The sequence below is a fragment of the Rhizobium sp. CC-YZS058 genome (assembly GCF_034720595.1).
GTDB lineage: Bacteria > Pseudomonadota > Alphaproteobacteria > Rhizobiales > Rhizobiaceae > Ferranicluibacter.
In genome coordinates this window covers 105,470-125,760 of sequence record NZ_JAYESJ010000001.1, presented here as the reverse complement: position 1 = coordinate 125,760, position 20,291 = coordinate 105,470, and the positions used below count along the sequence as shown (strand labels likewise).

General features: G+C 61.5%; 25 protein-coding genes. 5 read left to right on the top strand and 20 right to left on the bottom strand.

What is annotated here, in order from left to right; all coding sequences use genetic code 11:
• Positions 1-98: 98 nt before the first annotated feature.
• Both U8330_RS00640 and U8330_RS00635 read right to left on the bottom strand, forming a co-directional pair.
• Complete coding sequence (locus U8330_RS00640) at positions 99-248, bottom strand: hypothetical protein (RefSeq protein WP_323103159.1); 150 nt, start codon at positions 246-248, stop codon at positions 99-101.
• A gap of 465 nt (positions 249-713) precedes the next feature.
• Positions 714-938, bottom strand: coding sequence for a hypothetical protein (locus U8330_RS00635; protein WP_323103157.1), 225 nt, complete (start codon positions 936-938; stop codon positions 714-716).
• 153 nt (positions 939-1,091) lie between these two features.
• On the opposite strand from U8330_RS00635, the gene U8330_RS00630 reads away from it, so the two are divergent.
• Positions 1,092-1,697: a hypothetical protein gene (locus U8330_RS00630; protein ID WP_323103155.1), complete on the top strand. Its 606-nt coding sequence runs from the start codon at positions 1,092-1,094 to the stop codon at positions 1,695-1,697.
• 514 nt (positions 1,698-2,211) lie between these two features.
• Here U8330_RS00630 and U8330_RS00625 read toward each other — a convergent pair.
• The 14 genes from U8330_RS00625 to U8330_RS00560 form a co-directional block, all read right to left on the bottom strand.
• Positions 2,212-2,769, bottom strand: a complete 558-nt coding sequence (locus U8330_RS00625; RefSeq protein ID WP_323103154.1) for a hypothetical protein — start codon at positions 2,767-2,769, stop codon at positions 2,212-2,214.
• A 9-nt stretch (positions 2,770-2,778) separates the two neighbouring features.
• A complete protein-coding gene (locus U8330_RS00620) occupies positions 2,779-5,697 on the bottom strand; it encodes a hypothetical protein (protein ID WP_323103152.1) in 2,919 nt (972 codons plus the stop codon).
• On the bottom strand, positions 5,697-7,148 hold the full coding sequence (locus U8330_RS00615) for a hypothetical protein (RefSeq protein WP_323103151.1): 1,452 nt from the start codon (positions 7,146-7,148) through the stop codon (positions 5,697-5,699). The genes U8330_RS00620 and U8330_RS00615 overlap by 1 nt, the downstream gene beginning before the upstream one ends.
• A gap of 12 nt (positions 7,149-7,160) precedes the next feature.
• A complete protein-coding gene (locus U8330_RS00610; RefSeq protein ID WP_323103150.1) occupies positions 7,161-7,427 on the bottom strand; it encodes a hypothetical protein in 267 nt (88 codons plus the stop codon).
• Positions 7,427-8,611 (bottom strand): tail fiber domain-containing protein, encoded by a 1,185-nt coding sequence (locus tag U8330_RS00605; protein WP_323103148.1) that lies wholly within the window; start codon positions 8,609-8,611, stop codon positions 7,427-7,429. Before U8330_RS00605 ends, U8330_RS00610 begins: the two co-directional genes overlap by 1 nt.
• On the bottom strand, positions 8,612-9,055 hold the full coding sequence (locus tag U8330_RS00600; RefSeq protein ID WP_323103147.1) for a hypothetical protein: 444 nt from the start codon (positions 9,053-9,055) through the stop codon (positions 8,612-8,614). It lies immediately after the preceding gene.
• Positions 9,052-9,291, bottom strand: a complete 240-nt coding sequence (locus U8330_RS00595; protein WP_323103146.1) for a hypothetical protein — start codon at positions 9,289-9,291, stop codon at positions 9,052-9,054. Before U8330_RS00595 ends, U8330_RS00600 begins: the two co-directional genes overlap by 4 nt.
• 421 nt (positions 9,292-9,712) lie before the next feature.
• Positions 9,713-10,336, bottom strand: a complete 624-nt coding sequence (locus U8330_RS00590) for a ribonuclease H (protein ID WP_323103144.1) — start codon at positions 10,334-10,336, stop codon at positions 9,713-9,715.
• 17 nt (positions 10,337-10,353) lie between these two features.
• Entirely contained in the window at positions 10,354-10,839 is a 486-nt protein-coding gene (locus tag U8330_RS00585; protein WP_323103143.1) for a hypothetical protein, read from the bottom strand.
• Positions 10,832-11,014 (bottom strand): hypothetical protein, encoded by a 183-nt coding sequence (locus U8330_RS00580; RefSeq protein WP_323103142.1) that lies wholly within the window; start codon positions 11,012-11,014, stop codon positions 10,832-10,834. Before U8330_RS00580 ends, U8330_RS00585 begins: the two co-directional genes overlap by 8 nt.
• Positions 11,011-11,310 carry a winged helix domain-containing protein gene (locus U8330_RS00575; protein WP_323103140.1) on the bottom strand — a complete coding sequence of 100 codons (300 nt, stop codon included), beginning with the start codon at positions 11,308-11,310 and terminating at the stop codon, positions 11,011-11,013. Before U8330_RS00575 ends, U8330_RS00580 begins: the two co-directional genes overlap by 4 nt.
• A gap of 306 nt (positions 11,311-11,616) precedes the next feature.
• Positions 11,617-11,787 (bottom strand): helix-turn-helix domain-containing protein, encoded by a 171-nt coding sequence (locus U8330_RS00570; protein ID WP_323103139.1) that lies wholly within the window; start codon positions 11,785-11,787, stop codon positions 11,617-11,619.
• Between the two features lie 138 nt (positions 11,788-11,925).
• Positions 11,926-12,717 (bottom strand): hypothetical protein, encoded by a 792-nt coding sequence (locus tag U8330_RS00565; RefSeq protein WP_323103138.1) that lies wholly within the window; start codon positions 12,715-12,717, stop codon positions 11,926-11,928.
• Positions 12,714-13,931, bottom strand: coding sequence for a tyrosine-type recombinase/integrase (locus U8330_RS00560; RefSeq protein WP_323103137.1), 1,218 nt, complete (start codon positions 13,929-13,931; stop codon positions 12,714-12,716). Before U8330_RS00560 ends, U8330_RS00565 begins: the two co-directional genes overlap by 4 nt.
• 309 nt (positions 13,932-14,240) lie before the next feature.
• Between U8330_RS00560 and U8330_RS00555 the strand changes: the two genes are divergently transcribed.
• Complete coding sequence (locus U8330_RS00555; protein ID WP_323103136.1) at positions 14,241-14,591, top strand: hypothetical protein; 351 nt, start codon at positions 14,241-14,243, stop codon at positions 14,589-14,591.
• A 65-nt stretch (positions 14,592-14,656) separates the two neighbouring features.
• On the opposite strand, the gene U8330_RS00550 is transcribed toward U8330_RS00555, so the two are convergent.
• Together U8330_RS00550 and U8330_RS00545 are read right to left on the bottom strand one after the other, a co-directional pair.
• Positions 14,657-14,824, bottom strand: coding sequence for a hypothetical protein (locus U8330_RS00550; RefSeq protein ID WP_323103135.1), 168 nt, complete (start codon positions 14,822-14,824; stop codon positions 14,657-14,659).
• Positions 14,825-14,917: 93 nt separating this feature from the next.
• Positions 14,918-15,622 (bottom strand): YoaK family protein, encoded by a 705-nt coding sequence (locus tag U8330_RS00545; protein ID WP_323103134.1) that lies wholly within the window; start codon positions 15,620-15,622, stop codon positions 14,918-14,920.
• Positions 15,623-15,895: 273 nt separating this feature from the next.
• Here U8330_RS00545 and U8330_RS00540 point away from each other — a divergent pair, with 273 nt between their 5' ends.
• The 3 genes from U8330_RS00540 (at position 15,896) to U8330_RS00530 (ending at position 18,064) form a co-directional block, all read left to right on the top strand.
• Positions 15,896-16,837 (top strand): MYG1 family protein, encoded by a 942-nt coding sequence (locus U8330_RS00540; RefSeq protein WP_323103133.1) that lies wholly within the window; start codon positions 15,896-15,898, stop codon positions 16,835-16,837.
• Positions 16,838-16,911: 74 nt separating this feature from the next.
• Complete coding sequence (greA, locus tag U8330_RS00535; RefSeq protein WP_323103131.1) at positions 16,912-17,394, top strand: transcription elongation factor GreA; 483 nt, start codon at positions 16,912-16,914, stop codon at positions 17,392-17,394.
• A gap of 19 nt (positions 17,395-17,413) precedes the next feature.
• Complete coding sequence (locus U8330_RS00530; RefSeq protein WP_323107070.1) at positions 17,414-18,064, top strand: DUF2161 domain-containing phosphodiesterase; 651 nt, start codon at positions 17,414-17,416, stop codon at positions 18,062-18,064.
• Positions 18,065-18,149: 85 nt separating this feature from the next.
• Here the strand turns inward: U8330_RS00530 and U8330_RS00525 are convergent, their stop codons facing one another.
• Positions 18,150-18,764, bottom strand: coding sequence for a LysE family translocator (locus U8330_RS00525; RefSeq protein WP_323103129.1), 615 nt, complete (start codon positions 18,762-18,764; stop codon positions 18,150-18,152).
• 72 nt (positions 18,765-18,836) lie between these two features.
• Entirely contained in the window at positions 18,837-20,270 is a 1,434-nt protein-coding gene (locus U8330_RS00520) for an MFS transporter (protein ID WP_323103128.1), read from the bottom strand.
• Between the last annotated feature and the right edge of the window lie 21 nt (positions 20,271-20,291).

Sequence of the window (20,291 nt, the reverse complement as noted above, 5' to 3'; positions counted from 1 at the left end):
TAGATCCTTCTCCTTGGCCTTCCCTGAGTCATCCTGAGCCCGCTTAGCTCTTCAACAAGCTGGTGACTGCGGCGAGTGCTTGGGTCTCCGTGAAGTCCTCAATCCTCATCACCACGCCAGCGGACCTCAAAATCGCCACCGAGGGCGACAACTGCCCGCCGGATGGCTTTGAAATTCGGATACCGACCATCGCTTCCACGCGTCTGAAAGTAGCGCTTGGTGCGGGCTTCCTCGTCTAGATCCCGCATGATCCATCTCATTTCAAAGCATCGCGAACGGACCTGATCCAACGCCGCTACGCCGGTAATCTTATATGGCTTCCGGTCGCGCCTGTACCCGTATCGTTGCGCTGCAGAGCAGATGCTGAGCCAAGAGACACCGGGGAAAGCCGCGCATAGCTCTTCTCTTGTAGAGGAAGGATAGAGCCGCCGCAGCTTCTGCCTCTCGACAGCGGGCCATGATGCATACTTGCGCACGAGACCCAGCTTTGCACACCTGTGTCTGACAGCCACCCGGGAACGGTGCGGCAGAAGCCTGCCGAGAGCGAAATAGTCGGGATAGAAGAGCCGGCAGGCAAGATCCTCTTCCTCGGACCAGACCTTATGCCCGCTGGGGGTAATCCCCTCACGCAACATCCTTGCACGTGCACGTGCAGCAGACTGCGCGTTTTTAGTTAGCGTCCTGAGGTCCATCGCTGACAAGACGAGCGATGTTTAGCCTTCGGCTTTTCGAACTCTCATAACCCGATAGGCATTGAAAGTTCCAGCCTTGTCAGTGAACAGGTCCACCAGTGGCCGAGGAAGTGCATCGACAGCACGCAGCTTCGTTGCCAGTTCAGCGAACTGGACTTTCAGACCCTCTAAAGCCTCGGCTTTGACCTGCACAATTTTCGCGTCGAGTTCGGCTCTTTGACGAAGCAACTCATCCAGTTCAGTCATTCTCGCCTCCTTGTGATCGAACGCATTGATATGACTCACAAATGACAGGCCGGTGACAAGTCGCTTCGCAGGGGACTGCTGCAGCCCACCTGGGGCTTTCTCAGCCACCCTTTTTCGCGCACAATGCGCTGCCTAATGGGAGCACCTCACGGCATGAATGAGCATCAGCTGAAGCTAGACATTGCCCGGGCACAACTCGGCACAGCGACCGAGCTATTCATCAGAGACAGAGACCCGATTTCGGTTCAAGTGCTGGCCTGCGGCGCCTGCGAGCTCCTAGAGAGTGTCGGCCAAATGCGAAACGCAGACATTCTTTCAGCGCTCATCAAGAGGCTGCATCCGGATCTCAAACCGTCAGGTATCCCCCATCTGAGAAACAAGTTTTGGAACGCGATGAAGCATTTCTACAATGCTGACAAAAAAACCGTGAGGGAGGATACGGAACTGCTGGCAGCGTTTTCAGACGCCCAGAACGACGTGGTTCTTTGGGAGGGCTGGCACGACTATATGGCGCTTGGAATGCCGCTACCGATCGAAGCGCAGGTTCTGCAGGTTTGGTATTTTACGGTGAACGAGGACAAGCTGGCTCCTGACGTTGATCGCGAGTCATATCGTAAGTTCTTCCCCAATATCCGAGCAGCTGAACGTACTGAGCAGAAGCGTCGCTTACGTCGCGCAGTCGAGAAGTTCCGGAAGGATCGCGTCCTGATGGCCGACCCCAAGACAGAAGCGCGGCCATTGATGAACAGGCGGCCCTGACTAGCGTCACAGCCTCTAGCTCGCTCCCGGCACCTTGTCCTGCTCCGAAGCGCCTACTGGCTGTCTCCGCTTCATTACGCGGTGAAAAGAACCACGGGCCATTCGGCAGAGAATGGCGAACACGACCGTCATCACACAAAATGCGGCCCACCGCTCAGATGGCGTCATCTCTTCTCGTTCGCCTCTTCATCTTGCCGAATGGCCAATGTCTGCACACCGAACCTCATGCAAGCGTTCGTTCTAGCCCATCGCGCTTTGAAGCTCTCGAAACAGCTTGATCAACGACCGGGTCTCTGCGGCGCTTTCCTTCGCTTCGACGGTTGATCCGCCGTGTCGGTAATTGCCATTCCTCTGCCCCTTCGGTGCCCCGCCTCGGGCCCCGTGCATTCGGCAGACGGCGAAGCCGGTCACGGCCGGAGACTGGCACTTGAGCCCACTCCTCTTCGAACGAGCGGTGCAGCGTGGCGACTTGTGCATTGCCAGCGATCCGTTGCATGAGGTTGAACCGGTCAATTCACTCACCCCCCTTACCCCTCCCCTGGACATTACCGACGATGGCCTGGCCGCCCTCGTGCACATGGACGTGCTTCACCTTGACCGTTTGCTTGCCTCCCGTCCGATAGCGCTTCAGCGCCTCGGTCTGCGCTGCGAACGTCCTCATGAGCTGGTTCGTCTGCCGGTGGTAGACCTCGGACTTCGGGATGTTCTCGGAGCGCTTCGCACGCATCGCAACAGTCATGGTCAGCTGATGAACTGCTGCCATTTGGGTGGCGAGGAGCATCTCGATGTGGTCGCGAGGAGCAACCGCCATCACCGTTTGTGTGAGGAAGTCGAGCTCCTTCTCGCTCACGATGTTGCCCGAGTTTCCAGCAAATGTTGCCAGTTGCACCGCGATGTATTCTGCGGCCTCCACCTTGTCGGTGCCAATCGACTCCATCCAGGCCGGATGGGAAATCTGCAGCCCACCGTCAGCCGAGCAATGCACTGGCTTCTCCTTAGAGACCTTCGCCCGTTCGCTCGTTTGGAGCTTCAAGGTCGTGACCTTCTCTGCGTTTGAGGCAAGTGCTGTCACAGGCGCCTCCTACTTTTCGGACGATTGGTCAGTGGTTGTCACGGCTGCACCGGCCACCACAGCGTTTCGGTAGTTCCGGGCCATGATTTCCGAGATTGCGCCTTGATTGGCAGGCGTGGCTTTCTGCAGGAGGATGCGGGCTCGTGCTGGATTGAGTAGAGCGTCCGCAACAATATCGTTCACCGTTTCCAGCCCATATTCCCGCATGGCTGATGCCGCCTTTGCCCCGACGATCCCTAAGAATCCTCCCGTTGCTCCATTCGCTGCAAAGCCTCCTGTGGCAGCTGCACCCATGGCGATGCGGCCGAGCATGGTCGCAGGAGCGTCACCCGCCTGGATCTTGTAGACATCCTGAGCGGTGTTCGATTGGCCGGGAAAACGAACTGCCGTCAGGGAGCGGTTTGCCCGCTGCAGGTCTTCGGCAACCGCGGTCATGTTCTTCACCTCATCGGCGGAGAAACCGGCTACGCGGAGCGCGTTGGCATTGTCACGGATGAAGGTTTGGAACTGGTTTGACTTGATGGCTCCTTGCCCGCTCGTGCCTACTTCCGTGTTCGAGACGAGACGGCCGGCGATATGATCGACGATTGCCTTGCGCAGCCCCTGCTTCGCCTCCGGGTCTTTGCCGGCGACAGAGGCGAGCTTTGCCATTTGCTGCATGCGGTCCTGGCGCTGGAATATCGAGCCCACGACGCGCGTCACGTCTGAGGGGTCGCTCAGCTCTAACAAAGCACCCAAACGGCTCTGCCTGGCCTCGTCTGTGGCAAAGCGGCGCTCCTTCGAAACTTCAGCAAGGGTACGCGATGCGACGGAGGCATTCTGCAAACGGGCATCAAGTTCGGGCAGAGCCTTGAGGGCGTCGGAGTGACTGCGCCTCCAGCTTTCCAGCTTGGCTGGATCGAATGTGCCGTCAGGATTGAGCGCCGTCTTGCGCAGGCGATCGACCGCATAGTCCTCGATCTGCCGAAGCGCCGTCCGATCCCCGACCGCCTGCCTTAAGGCAGCGATAGCTTCGACGCTGTCCGGACGTGCCGAGAAGATGCGGGCCGGGATGGAAGCTGCCGGCATGTCATAGGGCGCCACCGTAGAGGGGCGCTTGCTGATCGGAGCGAGCGTCTTGTTGTCGAAGACATCTGCACGGCTTCGCGTTGCGGCCTGCGCTGCTGCTAGGCGCTCTGCGGCGGCTCTGTCGAAGTTCGGGAGGAGGCTCTGTCCGCTCGATAGTCCTTGATAGCCCTGAGCTGGTCCAAATCCCCGGTCAGCTTTGCCCGCTGCTCCAGATATGCCAGGAACGGCAGATGTTCGCCCGGGTCCATACCGTCCAGCACCCGCGCCACCGCTCGAATCCCTTGCGACCGTTTGTCGTCCACTTTTCCAGTTTTCCAGTTCTCGCTGAAAACTCGCGGCAAGAGTCTCTTCGAAACTCAATTCGCCGCGGGCAACCGCCTGGGCTTGCTGCTGCATCTTGCCGGCAACCGCCTGCTCAATGTCAGCCTGCAACGCCCCGTTCAGTTGCGAGAGCCGACGATAAGCGGGGCTCTCGCCATTGGCAAGGCGCTCGGCCCTGAGCTCCGTCTTCACGCGGCTCTGAAGTGCAGTCACCTCGGAGAACGGCATCACGTCGCCGTAACTGTTCACGGCGCTGTAGATCGCAGCCTCTTCCCCCTGCGGTGGCTTCGCAGACTTCGGGAAGGTGCTCAGTGTGGTCGCCACCTGTTGCCGTGTCTTGCCGGTTCCGAGCGCCAGGCTGCCATCAGGATCGACCGTTGACCATAGGTTCCGCTCAAGAGCCTTGGCAGATGCCCTCCCTTCTTCCAGAGCAGCTCGCAGGCGCTCGCCTGCGATTTCCGGAGCGACACCTTGGCCAACTGCATCGGCGCTGTCTCGTGCCCGCTGTAGGCCTAAATCATAGGCTTGTTGCGTCATATCCTCGATAGAACGGACGTACCCCCTTGCGGCTTCAGCGACTTTTTCAGGGGCTCCGAATGGTTGAAGGCTTTCGAGGGATGCCAAGCGTGCGCTGTTCTGATCGGCACGACGCTGGTTGAAGGCTTCAGGCTTACGAGTCTGTGCGGCCCGCTCCAGTCCGCCCAACCCCATATCTCCCGTAAGCTGGAACGTGGTCGGCTGAGAGCCTGGCACCAACTCCGGCGGGATATCGGCAATCGCTGCCCGAACTGCAGCCGGATCGGTAGCAGCATTCGCTAGTTGATCAGCCGCAAGCCGTTCCCTGCCGCCTGCCGTAAAGGGGGCGGCAAAATCGGCAACGCTCCGACCCGCTGCTTTTGCGATTTGCGGTGAGGTGGAAGCCAAAGCCCCTGCAAAACCGCCTCCCATGCCTCCAGCAAGGCCGGCCAGCGGCTTCCATTGATCTGGGGCGGCTTCCATGGCCCCGGTCGCTCCAGCGCCTGCAGCGCCGCCTGAGACAGCATTCGCCACCGTACTACCGGCGCTAGAGCCGGAACCAAACATCCGAGCCGCAGCCTCGCCAAGCTGGCCTGTGAGTGTGCCGGTTCGCATAAGCCCACCGATCGCTGCTTCAGGAGCGACCGCGTAGCCAACCCCCTCGCCAGCGCCGCGAGCGATCCGCTCGCCCGTCGTCTCTGCCCGAACGTCCTTCGGCTCTGGAACACCGATGGCCCCGAACATGCTGGAGATGCTTTCCGAGCCGCCGAACGAGTCTGAGGGCACTTGAGCAAGGTCACTGCCCAAGGCGTAATTCGTACCCCTGATCCCCATGTTGATTGCTCCTCGGGCAAGATCCACTGGAGCCCCAAGGGTCGTGTAGAGCGCGCTATTGAGGCCGGCCCCTGCATTGAGCGCAACTCCGTCACCCTGGGGAATGAGGTCGTCGAAGCTCAAGTCCTGAGGGCTAGCGGTCTGGCGCTTGTCTTGCGGAATGAGGTCGTTGAATGTGATATCGGCCATCACAGACCCTCCGGGTTGATGCCGTTTTGGCGAAGTCGCTGGATGACTGCATCGCGCGGTGCTCCCCTTGCAATGGCAGCCTTGGCCGCTGCGAGCGGGTCGCTGCTCGATGCAGGAGCGGCACCAAGGCCGCTTGTGCGAGCGCCAATCGCGCCTTCACGGGTCGCCCTTAGGTCGCGTTCAAGATTGTTGAGTTTCGAGAGCATGGTTTCGGCTCTGTCGGTCGGCTCAATCTGGTAGCGCGCCGCCTGATTTTCGGCTTCCGATTGCGACATGCCCGCGCCAGTCAGGTTGCGCACAAGTGCATCCCGGCCGGTCTCGATATTGCGCCAGATATCCGCGGGCTTTCCGACGCCCATCTTCAGCATAAGGCCGTCTATCGGGCCCGAAGCATCGCCGCGTGTAATTTGCTCGCGAAGGTTCGGAAGCTCCTTGAGGAAGGCATCCCCCAAGCCGATCCGAGCTCCCATTTCCGCAGGCAACTGCCCCGCGGTGTTCTTCGGAGCAGTGAGCGGAATGAGGCCGGCGTTCCGGCCAAGCGCTGGAGCGATGCCGCCCGGAGCCGCAGGGGGAGTGGCTGGCGCGGGCGTTGTCGTGCCGCTCATCGGGACCGGAGATCCGCTCGCCTGACCTTGCGACGGCTGGCTGAAGACGCCGTTGGGGGTCATGAAGATGATCTCCCCATTTGTGCCCGTGATGGTCTTTCCTGCGCCAAGCTGCTGTGCCTGCTCAGGAGTAAGCCGTCCGCTTTCCATCAAGCCGTTAAGCGACTGCGCCTCTACGGAGTTACCGCCATATCGGAACGGTCGAGCACCATTCGGGCCGGTTGCCGCAAGGTCACGTGTGTCGCCGGTCGAGGGGTTGAACAGGGTGTCATCATCCAGTTTCTGCCACTGCACTTGCGGTTTGGCCCTGAGCGCATCGATTTGCGCGCGCTTGTATTCATTCTCAAGCGCTGCGTTCGGGTTGTTCATCTGCTGGAGATAGTCGCCAAGCGCCTTCGGATTGCTGGCCATCATCTTTGCGCCTTCGGCATCCATGCCACGCTTCTGCAGCCAACTGACGGTTTCGTTGGTCTGCCTGCGTTCGCGCTGGTTAGCCCCGGCCAACTTCGCACCCATGGCCAAACTTTCGCTTGGACTAGAGCCCATCGCCCAACCTGCGAACATGTCGTTGAGGTACTGACCACGGTCGCTGTTCGAAAAGTCGTTGAAGGCCTGGAAGATTGATTTCTTCGGCTCAACTGCGCCTGGAGAGGATGCCCGACCGGCTCCGTCAGAACCGATGATAGGCATTCCCGCTGTATGAGCCTGGGTCGGCCCCACCTGGCCACCGAGCAGCATGTTCTGTGGCTTAGGCGTGGGGACAGGAATGCCACCCGTCTGCGTGAGCATGTTTCCGTCAACCACCTGAGGAGCAAGGCCGAGGAACTGGAGCATGTTGAAGGCCATGACGTGCCCTTTCTATTGATAGCCCTGAAGGCCGGCCTGCAGTGATGTGACGAAGGTTTCGAGCGCGAGGCGGTAATGAGCTTCGGAGCCGCCGTGCATCGCGACATGCTTCTCGATCGAGTGCATCGCGTTCGAGACCACATCTTGGAAAATCTGTCGCCCGCGCTCCTCATCCACCTCATGCGTGACAGGATCACGGAGAGACAGGGCGAGAGGTGTCAAAGCCTCATGCACGTCGGCTGGTGTCACGATGAAATTGAGGGCGTCGAGCGGGTCCACTAGGCGAGCTCCATTTCGATACCGATGCGGTCGTAAAAGACGCCTAGAAAGCCGTCTTCGTAAACCCCGACTGCTTCGGGCATGACCGCAAGCACATCTTGCGCCATCACGCCGCGGTATCGCAGGCCGTCTCCGATGTAGTTCCATTCGTAGATCGGCAGGCCATTCTTGGAGCCCACGGGGCTGATGTTCTCTTTCAGGCGGTAGTCGGAACGCTTCATCCCGCCGATACCCGAACCAACTGCGCCGACGTCCTGCAAAAAGTTTCCGCTCGTCCGTTGCGTCGTCGTATTGAGGCCGTAGTTGCCGGCCGAACCAGCCGCTGCTGACTGAAGCAGCCCAAGGCGGTTCCAGCCCTCGTTGTCCTTGGCGATAAAGCGGTTCTGCGCCGCGTCGAGCTCAGCTTGCCGGGCAGCGTCCTGAAGCTTGCCTGCGTCGATCTGCGCTTGACCACCGAGAATCCTGTTCTGGAACAGGTTGGAATTGGCGGCGTCAATCTGACCGTTAGCCGCGAGCATGTTGTTCATCAGACCCGCCCGCGTCGAGTCGATCTGACTGTTGGCACTCAGCATGTCTCCGCGCAGTCCAGCACGTGCCGCATCGATCTGACCATTCGCGGTCAGCATGTTCTGCATATCGCGATTGTACTGGTCGGACATCGCGCTTGCACGGATGTTGCCGAGTTGGCTGGTCAGAACACCTGTATTGGCTCCTGAGCCATACCGCCCACTTCCGGCGAAGGACGACTGCACCTGATCAGCGGTGTCGTTCAGTTGAGCCTGCAGGGCGTCCTTGAAGTACGGGTTGCCGCTCGCCAGGTACTTGCCCGACGCCACGTCGGACAGGTTCTTCTGTGCGAACGAACTATCCAGCATGTTACCGGAAGCCATACCGGCCAGATTGTCCTGCGAGAAGGAGTCGTTGAGGTACTTGCCCTTCGCCATCCCGCGGAGGTTCGACGCAGACATGGTTTTGTCTGGCAGGTAATTGTTTGCAGCTTGGATGTCACGAATGCCTCCGATGGTCGTGCCGCCAAGACCGGCCGTGGTGTCGCCAAGGTACGGGTTTGCGCCCTTGCCGGCATTGTAAAGCTTCTGAGCCTCCATAGCGGACTGCTCGAAAAGCGGCTTGGACCATGCTGGCGGCTTGGACTCTGTCTGCTGCGTTGAGGTTTGACCGCCCATTTAGAGATCCTTCCGATAAACGACCCGATCGATCCGATACCCAAGAGGAGCAAGCGGCTTTTTCCAGCCAACCCGCCCGATTGGAAGGACGCAGTTAGCTCCCTCTTCAGCAGCCCAGGCTTCGATAGTTGCGATGTGCGGGGCGAGCTCGATGCCGTCTTCACCGGCAAGACCCGTAACCATGACCGACTTGTGCCCCGTGGCCTCTACGGTCTTCATCTCGGTGAGCACGATGCCCTTGAAGTCGTCGCCGTCCAGCATCAGCCAGAGCTGCAGAGCGCCAGAGAAAATCTCATCCGCAATGCTCTTGAGCGTGGCTCCTTCGGGATACATGCCGATGAGCTTCCGCAGCGCCGCTGTGATCAGCGGGCCGTAGATGTAGATTTCGTCGATGCTCCAGTTTGTCGTCAGGTGGAGGCGCGGGCCGGTCTGTGCGTCGCTCAAGCGCCGAGCCCTCCGTTGAGTTGGGAAAGGTCGCCTTTACGGAACACGCCTGAGAACCTGCGGCCGGAGCGCATGAGCTTTTCCGCTGCCGCCTCGATGACAAACTCGTTGGGGGTGATGCCGGCACGGTTGGCAGCGTCGAACAGGCTCTCGCGAAAGCTCTCCATGACATTCGCGCCCCGTAGCATGACGGGAACGCGAAGCTCGCGTGCCTTCTGCTCCATTACATCGCTCATGATCGTTCCTCGACTAATGAGGCCCGATCATCTCACGGCTAAGAATCGCTGTGAATCCGGCATGTTAAGCACTGTGCAGCATCCGTTGGCATTCAGGCGGGACGAAATGCTAGAACGCGCGCGACATGATCCAAGGCGCGGCGAACACGCGGGTTATCCCTGTCGCCTTCTCGCAAGGCTTCCAACCCTTCAAGGTCGCCATGGTGCGCCAACACAAGCCCGGGAGCGGATATATCCCAAGGGGCATTCGGTAGAGCCTGATGGCCGATACCGTGCTTTCGACACAAGGCCCGGATGGTCCGCGGATCTTTGCCGCATAGGACGCCGGCTTGCTTCATCCCGATCACCTCCTCCGGCAGCATCAGAATAGGCAGGATGGTGGCTCGATGAGCGATTACAGGTTGCTCTTGCAGCGGTCTAATCATGCGCGGCTAGCCTCCAGGGCGGCGATAGCGTCTGAAGCGAGACGATCGGCGCGCTCGTTGCCGACGATGCCGGAATGACCGCGAACCCAAATCAAGCTGACCGGCTGCGCTTCAAGCCTTCCGTCCAGCTCTCGCCAGAGATCCGCGTTCGGCATATCCGCGGAACCCTTCTTCCAGCCCTTGGCCATCCACCGACGCCGCCATTCATTGCAGCCTCGCACGACGTACTGAGAATCCGAGTGCAAGAGGGCTTTGGAGGGCGCGTTTACGGAGATCCAATCCAGAGCCCTCAGGACCGCCGTCAGTTCCATGCGGTTGTTTGTGGTGTGAAGCTCCGCCCCTGCTTCGGAATACTGCTCTATGCCGTTCCTGTAGACGACAAAGGCCCATGCTCCGGTTCCTGGGTTTGGCTCACACGCTCCATCCGCATAGACGCTGAAGGTCGGCTCTTCCTCCAAAGCCAAACCACGTTCAATCTTAGCGATCGGTTGGCTTTTGAATTTAAGCGATTCCGCGGATGATCCTCTTTTGTCTGAGTTCCTCTCTGAGTACCTCTTTCCCTCTCTCGTCTCCCTCTCAGTCTCCCTCTCTTCTCTCTTGTATATCGATACGGTTTCCATACCCTTCCGATACGGTATCATGAGCGCCCCCTGGTCATATAGTTAGACGAGGCTAATCTGTCCATCATCTCCAACACGTTGCCACCGCCTGACTTCGACGCGCGGGCCTCTTTCAGTTCCTCAGAGCGCTGAAAACCTTCTTCAGCAGCCTCGCGGACAACGCCGCTGTCAATTTTGGCAATCGCAGCCTCGATCGAGCGTGCGTGCTTCGGATTCATGGACGGGTTTTTGCTGAACCAGCCGCTGATAAAAAGCTCGTCAGTGTCCTCGTCGAAGACGATAAGGCCGGCCTGTACGACAAGATTACGGGCCTCGACATACCGGGTGATGGTCCAGTTCAGATCCGCGGCAGCGTATCCGTCAGGCACACAATAAGAGCCGGCGCTGTTCTGATGGTCGCAGGTGAGAAAATACAGAAAGACGAGCTGAGCATCGTTCGTCGGCAAGGCGCGGAACTGCTTATTCCGCCATACCTTCGGAGAGACCTTGGAAAACTCACGCATTGTCGCGCCTCCCATGCTGGCGATAGTGGCGGGCCAGAGCGCAGGCGTTGCAGGCCTCGATAGCGGTGAGGTGAAAGCGCTCGCGGATGCTCGGAACCACCCTTGCGGGTGGCTCCTCTTGGGCGGCGAGCCACTTCGCAGCGGCCACGGTTTGAGGGTCGAGGTCGACTGTCATGCGGCAGCCCTCCCGCTCTCGTCGACAACTTCGACCTGTGTACGCAGGACGTAACGAGCATGGGTGCCGGCATAGGGCCCGCCGTGTTTCTCTTCGATAGTTTCGATGATGAGGCCGGATCGACGCAACTTAAAGACATAGTGCGCCCAACGAGGGCCAGGCTGATCTATGGGCGTGCAGCCGACCGGACCAGCGCTAACAAGATTGCGAAGCGCCCAAGCATCTCTGCCTTTGACGGTCACGATCCGGCTATCAGGGAGAATGCGTGCGGTAAGGGTGTCAATGGTACGGGGCATCAAAAGCCCTCCTTTTGCAGGTGGCCTCTGAGCGCAGTGAGAGCGGGCTTCCTGGCCGGAGTGGAGATGGGGGAGAGTAGGGAGAGGGCAGCGGTCATGCGGCACCCCCGATCCCGGCAAGCTCGCAAACCGTGCGAGCGTGGCTGAGCGACAGATGAAATCGCTGAGCGATGCGGCGAACCGCTAGACTTTCGGAGGGTGAGGCTTTAAGTTCCTGAGCATCTACTCCGCCAAGAGTTTTGATGACTTCAGGAGCCCTGTCCCGCACCCGCGCGACGGGGTTCTTCGTTTTCATTGATCCGCCCCCTACGCTGCCGACTTCATGTCGGGCAGGGAGCGGATATACGCATCGAGCTCTTCGGTGATGATGAGGGTGCGGGTCCCGAGCTTCTTGGGCGTCAGCTGACCCAACTTCACCAGCTCATAAAGCTTGGTGCGGCCAATGCCGCTGTAGGCAACGGCATCGTTTATCGTCATGGAAATTTTTGGCATTTGCCTTGATCCGCCGGGGTGCCGCCCGGTACGCATTCAGGGCTGTCCGCCCTGAACGGTCCAACTATTCCGCGACCGGCCGCTTAGGTCTTGGGGAGTTTTTCAACGGGATTTGTCCGAGGTTTACTCCCCATCTGTTGGCTTTGCTCGGCGGCGCTTTCTGACTTCAAGGATACGGGCGCTGACGGATGCTACCTCGCTGGACTTGAGCGAGCGGACATCTTGAGGCGATAATTGGTCGATTAGCAAAACAAGTGCGGGGTAAGGCCATTTCGCACCAGATGCGCTGCCCTCGTTGCTGTTCTTGCTAACTCCGTGAGGAAGCTCGTGCTTCTTCGCCCATGCCTTCAGCTGGCTATCCAGGAACAGAAGTGCATCACCACTGCGAATGCTTGGTGAAGTTGCGAGACGGCCCCTCAGTCGCGAAATGGCTCCGTCTACAGATTGGCTAACGGCTCGCAGCAATTCGGCGTCCAAAAGGACGGCTATTGGCTCAAGATACTCATCGGAAAGGGCCCGAGTGTAGGCGTTCTCATCTGAAACCGCTAAAAGCTTCCGCGGGTTCATGTGAACTGGAAGCGATCGGTATTCCTGTGTCAGCGGCTGAGCAACACTTGCGCTCACGTCATCTGCTGCACCTCCGTAGCGGGAGAGGAAGCGTAGCCCCTTCGCAGCGTCCTCCACCAAGGCAATTTCTTGTTTAAGGGCGTCCTGATTGGCGCCTTTCTTTTCGGCATACTGCCAAACTAAATAATGGCCACGGATAGTTTCAAGCTCTGCACGGGCTTCCGATGCCAATGGCGTTCCCCGTCTATGGGCAGCGAAGAGCTCTTGCACTCGGCTCCAGTCGGCATCAGATACGGCCCCATTCAGGTTCGAAGGTGGGCTGAACCTCCCGAGCTTGAGTTTGGTCATGTGGAAGCGTTGCCTCGTCTAAGCGGCACTACGACGCCCTGCCTCGTTTGACCTGACCAAACGAAACTTGCCCATGCCTCCATAAGTTTACGCCGGCGCGCAAGAGCATCGGAGCGGCGATAAGCTCTCTCGGTCTGGTCTCCCACTGTGTGCGCCAGCGCAGCCTCTGCGACTTCGCGGGGGAATGTTGTCTTGTCTCCTGCCCAATCACGAAAGGCGCTGCGGAAGCCGTGGACAGTGACGCCGTCGTGCTTCATGCGGCGCAACAGCATAGCCATTGCCATGACAGAGAGCGGGCGGCCTTCCTTCTGACCTGAAAAAACGAGGCCGTCGTTCTTTCGAGCCCCATACAGGGGCAGGAGGATAGCCAGGGCCGGATCGGTCAAAGGAACGCGATGCACACGGCCGGCCTTCATCCGGTTCGCAGGAACGGTCCAGACCTTGGCTGCAAAGTCGATCTCGTTCCACTGCGCTCCAAGAGCCTCTCCGGAGCGAGCCGCGGTGAGGATAACAAATTCAAGGCAGCGTGCCGCCATTGCGTCGGATTCCTTGAGCTGCGCCATAAACGCCGGCACCGCATCGAACGGCATAGCCGCGTGATGGCCTCTGGATAGCTTCTGACGAGCTGGGAGAACGTTTTTGAGATGGCCGCGCCAAACAGCGGGATTTTCGCCCTCTCGCCAACCCTTGGCTTTTGCAAAGTCGAGGACGCGCTCAATGCGGCCTCTCACGCGGCTGGCGGTCTCGTTCTTCGTCGTCCAGATCGGCTGCAGAACTCCAAGCACATCGGTCGTCGTGATGGTCGAGACCTTCTTTGCGGCTATGCTCTGGCAGTAATCGTTTAGGGTGGATCGCCATTGCGCCCGGTGCTTCTCGTTTCGCCACTGCGTTTCCATCGACGAGAGGAACTGGTCGCAGCAGTCTCTGAAGCTTGGCTCCTCGATTTTCGCCTTCTCGGCTATCGGATCGCTGCCGGCCGCGACCATCTCTCGATAGGAGGAGGAGAGACTGCGCGCCTTTGACAGCGTGACGGCTGGGTAAGAGCCCATACCCATTTCACGCCGCTTTCCGTCCCGGCTCCACATGAATAGCCAGGATCGGGAGCCGGTAGGCGTGACGTTCAGGTAAAGGCCTCCACCGTCGCTGTGGCGACCCGCCTTGAGCTTGGTAGACTTGACGATGGCATCAGAAAGTTTTTGCAGCGAGCGCGCCATGCTTCCCCACTTCCTTCCCCACTTCGACAAGCGGGCATCTGAGAACAGATGCGAACGACATTGGACGACAGGAAAACGAATATCAAGCGGAACAGTGAGTTAGGGCACGACCGTGAACAGCTGCGTACAGGGGTTAGACGGACTCCCTGTCCGCCATCTGCCTTCGTCCGACTGTTGATCCAGAACCGCTCGTCCCGCACTCTGTCCACAACCGCCTCTCTGCGCAGACAGGCGGGAACCCGTGTCTCGTTGTTGAATTACCACGAGGGCATGCCATTTTGGTCATGCGCAGGCGCAAGGGGATCGGGTATGCAGGATGTGAACGCGCAGATCGCCATGCTGATCAAGACAGCCAATGGTGCGGGTGCGCCACCGCAGGTGGTGAAGGCGCTTCTGGAAGAAGCCGTGTCCTCCATTCGGGCCATGCGTGACGAGATCGAGCGCTGGCCGAGCCCGAATGTGAAAGACGCGGTCTTCGGGCTGGAAGAGGTGGCCGCCACGATCGAGGATGGAACGCTGGATCAGCCGACCATCGCCGCGACCCTGATCGACGCGGCCGACATGCTGCGCGATCTCCACATCGTCCTCGACTCCGGCACCGAGATCGAGGTGAAGGAAACAATCCCGCTCGAGCCGCCGAGCAACCGCTACCCTGCCTGAGCGCTCTTTATCCATGCGGACGATGCTTCCATCTTCAGGCCCGGCAGGATGCGGGCGGGAGCGGTCTAGCCGCCGGATCCCGAAGGCCCGGCCGGCGCAATGACGCTCTCCTTCGGATCGATCCGCCCCGCCTCGTCGCGCACGACGAGCGACAGCGCATAGACCGCGCCGACGCACAGAGCGCTGACGGCAAGGACGACGAGGAGAATGCGGGGACCGGTATGGATGTTCATGCCGGCAAAAGCGGCCGTGCGGCCGAATGTTCCGCGAGAGAGGGACGCCAACTGCGAAGGCCGTCCCATGACCCCGGCGGGCTCGCCAGCCTTTCATTGTCCGCGAGTGAGCCGTCTTGCATACCATCCGCTGAGCCCCACGAGCGGCAGGGAGAAGGCGACGAAGGTGAAGGATCCGAAGCTGTGGTATCCGAGGACACCCAGCATGCCGCCGAAGGCGAAGCTCGCAATGGTGAAAAGATGCAGTGTCAGCCGGAAACGCAGCTCCTCCCGCTCGCGTCCACGCACCGGCCCCAGCAGACGGGCAAGCTCGATGCCGAGATCGGTTGCCGCGCCGGAGACATGGGTGGTGCGGACCCGGTTTGCCGAAATACGCGAGGAGGCGGCATTCTGGATGCCCATGGCAAGGCTGAGCGCCCCGACGACGAGCACGGCATGGCTGGGTGGAACGCCGAGGGCTGAGACGAGCCCTGCCGCGGAGAGGATTGCCGCCTCCAGCAGAAGCGCCATTGCGTAGACGGCGCCCCAGCCGCGCCGCTTGCCATGGTCGATGAGCAGCGTGGCGAGCACGGCGCCGAGGATGAACAGGGCGACGACGGTCAGGAAGGCGAGCGCCAGGTCGAACGGGCCGGCCACCAGGAGCTCGGAGGCCATCGAGACGTTTCCGGTCATATTGGCCGAGAAGAACCGGAAGGCCATGAAGCCGGCGCTGTTCACCCCGCCGGCGACCAGAGCCAGCAAACAGGCCAGCATCAGATCCGCCCGCGGTGTCCGCCTGTCGCCCTCATTGATCAGCATCGCCGTCTCACCTGGTTGCGTGGACGCCAGCTGGGCGCCCGTATCCTGCACGAATGGATGAGCAAGGCAGCCTGCACTCTTTCTGGAGGCCGCATCAAGGCTTTTCGAAAAGGATCATCGTTGGTGTGGGTGAGGACGCGCTCCGGGCAGGCGAACCGGGAAGGGTGTGAAGACGACGGATCCGCCAGCCGGCTTGAGATGCCGGCCTCGAATGGCTATGTGCGTCCTTCACGCCGCGCTGCGGTTCTTATCTTCTTGCAAGGCAGTCTGCGCATGACCCCCTCTTTTCTCGTCACCCATTCGGGTGGCTTTCATGCCGACGAGGTGTTGTCGAGCGTGATCCTGACGCGGCTCTTTCCCGATGCCACGCTGGTGCGCAGCCGCGCGCCTGACTGGATCCGGCCTGGCCCGGACCGGATCGTCTATGATGTCGGCGGCGCCTATGATCCCGATGCTTGCATCTTCGATCACCACCAGCGCGGCGCACCCACCCGCGCGGATGGCGCGCCCTACAGTTCCTTCGGGCTCATCTGGAAAAGTTTCGGTCGCGATTATCTGGCCCTTTCCGGCATAAGGGATGCGGAGATCGATGGGGTTCACGCCGCTTTCGACCAGGGTTTCGTGCTGCCTGTGGATCTGGTGGACAATGGCGCGCTCGATCCGTCCTCGGCCGGGCCGCTGGCCGGACTGACCCTGCCGGCGCTGATCGAAACGCTGAAGCCGGTGTTCGACGATCCGGATCCGGAGGCAGACCGGCGCTGTTTTGACAGTGCCCTCGATCTGGCCCGCCGCTTCGTCGAAGCCGAAATCGGCCGGGCCGCCGCGAAGCTGCGCGCCGAGGCCCTGGTGACCGCAGCGATCACGGAGGCCGGCAAGAACCGGATCCTCGAACTGCCGCGGGGCATGCCCTTCCGCGCGGCGATCGTGAAGGCGGGTGCCGACCATTTGCTCTTCGTTGTTCATCCGCGCGACAGCGACTGGTGCGTGACCGGCATTCGCAAGAACGAAGACGGCTTCGAGCTGCGGGCAGACCTGCCGGCGCACTGGGCAGGGCTGACCGGCGCGGCGCTGGAAGCGGCCTGCGGCATCGAGGGAGCGAGCTTCTGCCACAAGGGTCTCTTCGTGGCCGCCGCCGGGACGCGAGACGCGGCGCTTGCACTTGCCGAACTCGCGGTTGCGGATGCGCAGGCGCGCGACGTGTCGCGCCCTGTCTGACCCCCTGCTCGGTTTTGCGGCTTGGCCGCCCTATCTGAGACGGGACGTCGCATGCCCATGAGGAGGACTGAGCTTTGAGCGTGGCGTTCATGAAAGAGGAGAGTGCGGAAACGGCTGCGGAAACCCTGCTGCCCGACCGTCCGATCTCCGCCGAACCGAACCTCGTGACCGAAAGCGGCCTCAAGGCGCTGGAACGCGCGCTGCAGGCGGCGCAGGCGGCTTACGCAACCGCCAATGCCATCGAGGATGTGAACGAGAAGCGCCGGCAGACGGCCGCGCCGCTGCGCGACATCCGCTATTTCTCCGAACGGGTCCGCACGGCCCAGCTTGTGCCGCCGCCCGCTGCGACCGACATCGTCTCCTTCGGCGGCACGGTTACCTTCGCACGCGAGGACGGGCGGGTGCAGACATACCGGATCGTCGGCGAGGACGAGGCGGATCCGAAGGCCGGTTCGATCTCCTTTGCCGCGCCGGTCGCGCGGCTTTTGATGGGGAAGGCGGTCGGCGACGTGGTCAGCCTGGGGGGGCAGGACCTCGAAGTGATTGCCATTGGCTGAACCTTCGCCACAAAGCCGGATGGAGACCGCGCTCTATCGGCCGGTCAAGGCCTTCCTCGAGCAGGCGGGCTATGCGGTCAAGGGCGAGATCGCCGGCTGCGACGTCGTGGGCCTGCGCGAAGGCGAGCCACCCGTGGTGGTGGTCTGCGAGCTGAAACTGACGTTCAACCTGGAGCTCATCCTGCAGGCGGTGGATCGGGCGAGCGTGGCAGACGAGGTCTGGATCGCGGCGCGGATCTCGGCGCGGGGTCGCGGACGCGAGGCGGACAAGCGCTACCGCGATCTCTGCCGGAGACTCGGGATCGGCATGCTCGGCATTTCGGAGGCAGGCCATGTCGATGTTCTGGTCAGCGCCGTTTCTCCCATGCCGCGCAGCAATCCCAAGCGGCGAACCCGGCTTCTGCGCGAACACCGCGGCCGCAGCGGCGATCCGGCTCTGGGCGGCTCGACCAAGGTGCCGATCCTCACCGCCTATCGCCAGCAGGCGCTGGCCTTGGCCGCGGCGCTCGCCACCGGCCCCTTGCGCCCCCGTGATCTGACGCCGCTTGCCGCCACCGCCGGCCAGATCCTGCGCAGCAACCATTATGGCTGGTTCGAGCGCATCGACCGCGGGCTCTACGGCCTGACGGCGGAGGGTCGACGGGCGCTGGAGCAATGGACGCAGGCCTAGAGAATCTCCACCCGAAGCCGGATCGCTTGCGCATGGACAATGCGACAAGAACGGATGCCGAGGGTCCGTCCGCACAGGGACGCGCTCAGCGCGCCGCCACAACCGCCACGCCGGCGCCGACCATGACTCCGCCTGCCGTCCGATTGACGCGGCGCACGATCCGGGGCGTGCGCAGCAGGCGGCGGGCCCGGCCGGCAAGCAGCACATGGCCGCCGACAACCACCGCCTCCACCATCAGAATGACGATCGCCAGCGCCAACACATCGTTCGGCGCCAGCCCGGTCCCGACGACGGTCGGCAGCAGGGCGACATAGAAGAGCGGCATCTTCGGATTGCCGAGGTTCAGCGCCACGCCCGTCGCGAAAACGGAGACGAGCCCGCGCCGGCTGCCGACAGGCTGCAGGACCGGGAGAACCGGCTCGGCCACCCAGAGCGCGACACCCATCCAGATCAGATAGGCCGCGCCGGCGCATCGCAGAATGGTCATGACCACACCCATCTCCTCGGCCAGCAACGAGAGCCCGAGCGCGGCGAGGATCAGGAAAATCAGGATACCGACCACCGTGCCCGCCCCATAGGCGAGGCCCGAGGCCGCGCCGTGCGAAAGGGTGCGGGCAACGATCGTCATATTGTCCGGCCCGGGGCTGGCAGCAAAGACGAAGAAGGCTGCGGCAAAGGCAAGAAGGGTCGATGCATCCATGGCTGAGGCTCCCGTGCATATCAGAGCCCGATCATACGCCGATTGCCGGTCAGCGGAAGCCGGCTTACCGCCTCAAGACGAGCGCGAACGCAAGCGATGACCGGACACGTCGGCGCCGGCACGCCGGTCGAGCGTCAGATAGCGCAGTGCCGAGACGAGACCGGTGGCACCGATGGTGAGAAAGGCCCAGCGAAAATCGAGGAGCGTCGGCGCCGGCGTGGCATGGATGAGGCGGGACAGGGTGAGCACGGCGGCAGCAAGCGCAACGCCGAGCACCATGGAGAGCTGCTGCAGCATGGAAGAAAGCGTGGAGGCGGAGGGGCGCTGCGCCGGGGTGATATCGGCAAAACCGAGCGTGTTCAGCGCGGTGAACTGCATGGACCGCGACAGCCCCGCCACGAACAGCAGGCCATAGACAAGGAGATCCGGCGTGGCCGGCGTCAGCCAGCCGAAGGCCATGATCGAAAGCGCGGTGAGGACACCGTTGACGGTGAGGACCGTGCGAAAGCCGAAGAGCCGCAGCATCGGGGTCGTCACGGTCTTCATGGCGAGATTGCCGGCGAAGTAGACGAGAAGATAGGGCCCGGTCTCGATGGTCTGCAGGCCGAAACCGAGCTGGAAGAGCAGCGGGATCAGAAAGGGCGTCGCATTGATGGCAAGGCGCGTCGCCGTTCCCGCCGAAAGCGTGGCAATGGCGAAGGTCGGAATGGCGAAGGCCGAAAGATCGAGCAGAGGGTTTGGCACTGTCCTGAAGTGCCGCACGGAAAGGGCGGAGAGAACGAGACCGGCGACAAGCAGCGCCGCGATCGGCAGGGCCGCACCGCTGCCATGGACCGAGCTTTCGAGACCGGCGAGGATCAGCGTCATGCCGAGGCCCGACAGCAGGAAACCCACCATGTCCAGCGGGCGCGCGCTCTCGCCCTTCTGCTCCGGCACGAAACGCCAGACAAGCAACAGGCCGAGCACGCCGATCGGCAGGTTGATGAAGAAGTTCCAGTGCCAGCTGGCATAGGTGGTGATGACGCTGCCGAGCACTGGGCCGATGACCGGGGCGATCAGCGCCGGCCAGGTGATGAGGGCCACCGCCCGCACCAGGTGCGATTTCGGCGCATTGCGCAGCACGATCATGCGGCCGATCGGGTTCATCAGCGCGCTGGCGAAACCCTGCAGGGCGCGGGCGGCAATGAAGGCCGACAAAGAGCCGGACAGCCCGCAGAACAGGGAGGCAAGCGTGAAGAGTGCAATGGCAGCGAGGAAGACCCGCCGCGCGCCATAGCGTTCGCCGAGCCAGCCGGAGAGCGGAATGAAGGCGGCCATCGTCAACAGATAGACCGTGAGACCAATGCTCATCGCCACGGGCGCAACGCCGAAGGACTGGGCCATCTGCGGCAGCGAGGTGATGACGATGGTGGAATCGAGCATCTGCATGAAGAAGGAGACGGCGACGACCAGCGCCACCAGTCGGGCCCGGCCGCTGTCCCTGTCTGCGGGCGTTGTCACGTCCATATCTCAATCCCTCTCTTCGAT

Bases quoted from the DNA above. Each gene is read 5' to 3' on its own strand.
- U8330_RS00525 (WP_323103129.1), bottom strand. From the start codon at position 18,764: ATGGATGCATCGACCCTTCTTGCCTTTGCCGCAGCCTTCTTCGTCTTT.
- U8330_RS00595 (WP_323103146.1), bottom strand. From the start codon at position 9,291: ATGAGCGATGTAATGGAGCAGAAGGCACGCGAGCTTCGCGTTCCCGTC.
- U8330_RS00620 (WP_323103152.1), bottom strand. From the start codon at position 5,697: ATGGCCGATATCACATTCAACGACCTCATTCCGCAAGACAAGCGCCAG.
- U8330_RS00640 (WP_323103159.1), bottom strand. From the start codon at position 248: ATGCGGGATCTAGACGAGGAAGCCCGCACCAAGCGCTACTTTCAGACG.
- U8330_RS00630 (WP_323103155.1), top strand. From the start codon at position 1,092: ATGAATGAGCATCAGCTGAAGCTAGACATTGCCCGGGCACAACTCGGC.
- U8330_RS00545 (WP_323103134.1), bottom strand. From the start codon at position 15,622: ATGCTGATCAATGAGGGCGACAGGCGGACACCGCGGGCGGATCTGATG.
- U8330_RS00575 (WP_323103140.1), bottom strand. From the start codon at position 11,310: ATGCCCCGTACCATTGACACCCTTACCGCACGCATTCTCCCTGATAGC.
- U8330_RS00540 (WP_323103133.1), top strand. From the start codon at position 15,896: ATGACCCCCTCTTTTCTCGTCACCCATTCGGGTGGCTTTCATGCCGAC.
- U8330_RS00530 (WP_323107070.1), top strand. From the start codon at position 17,414: ATGGAGACCGCGCTCTATCGGCCGGTCAAGGCCTTCCTCGAGCAGGCG.
- U8330_RS00555 (WP_323103136.1), top strand. From the start codon at position 14,241: ATGCAGGATGTGAACGCGCAGATCGCCATGCTGATCAAGACAGCCAAT.
- U8330_RS00550 (WP_323103135.1), bottom strand. From the start codon at position 14,824: ATGAACATCCATACCGGTCCCCGCATTCTCCTCGTCGTCCTTGCCGTC.
- U8330_RS00635 (WP_323103157.1), bottom strand. From the start codon at position 938: ATGACTGAACTGGATGAGTTGCTTCGTCAAAGAGCCGAACTCGACGCG.
- U8330_RS00605 (WP_323103148.1), bottom strand. From the start codon at position 8,611: ATGGGCGGTCAAACCTCAACGCAGCAGACAGAGTCCAAGCCGCCAGCA.
- U8330_RS00585 (WP_323103143.1), bottom strand. From the start codon at position 10,839: ATGCGTGAGTTTTCCAAGGTCTCTCCGAAGGTATGGCGGAATAAGCAG.
- U8330_RS00520 (WP_323103128.1), bottom strand. From the start codon at position 20,270: ATGGACGTGACAACGCCCGCAGACAGGGACAGCGGCCGGGCCCGACTG.
- U8330_RS00590 (WP_323103144.1), bottom strand. From the start codon at position 10,336: ATGGAAACCGTATCGATATACAAGAGAGAAGAGAGGGAGACTGAGAGG.
- U8330_RS00560 (WP_323103137.1), bottom strand. From the start codon at position 13,931: ATGGCGCGCTCGCTGCAAAAACTTTCTGATGCCATCGTCAAGTCTACC.
- U8330_RS00580 (WP_323103142.1), bottom strand. From the start codon at position 11,014: ATGACAGTCGACCTCGACCCTCAAACCGTGGCCGCTGCGAAGTGGCTC.
- U8330_RS00615 (WP_323103151.1), bottom strand. From the start codon at position 7,148: ATGGCCTTCAACATGCTCCAGTTCCTCGGCCTTGCTCCTCAGGTGGTT.
- U8330_RS00570 (WP_323103139.1), bottom strand. From the start codon at position 11,787: ATGACGATAAACGATGCCGTTGCCTACAGCGGCATTGGCCGCACCAAG.
- U8330_RS00565 (WP_323103138.1), bottom strand. From the start codon at position 12,717: ATGACCAAACTCAAGCTCGGGAGGTTCAGCCCACCTTCGAACCTGAAT.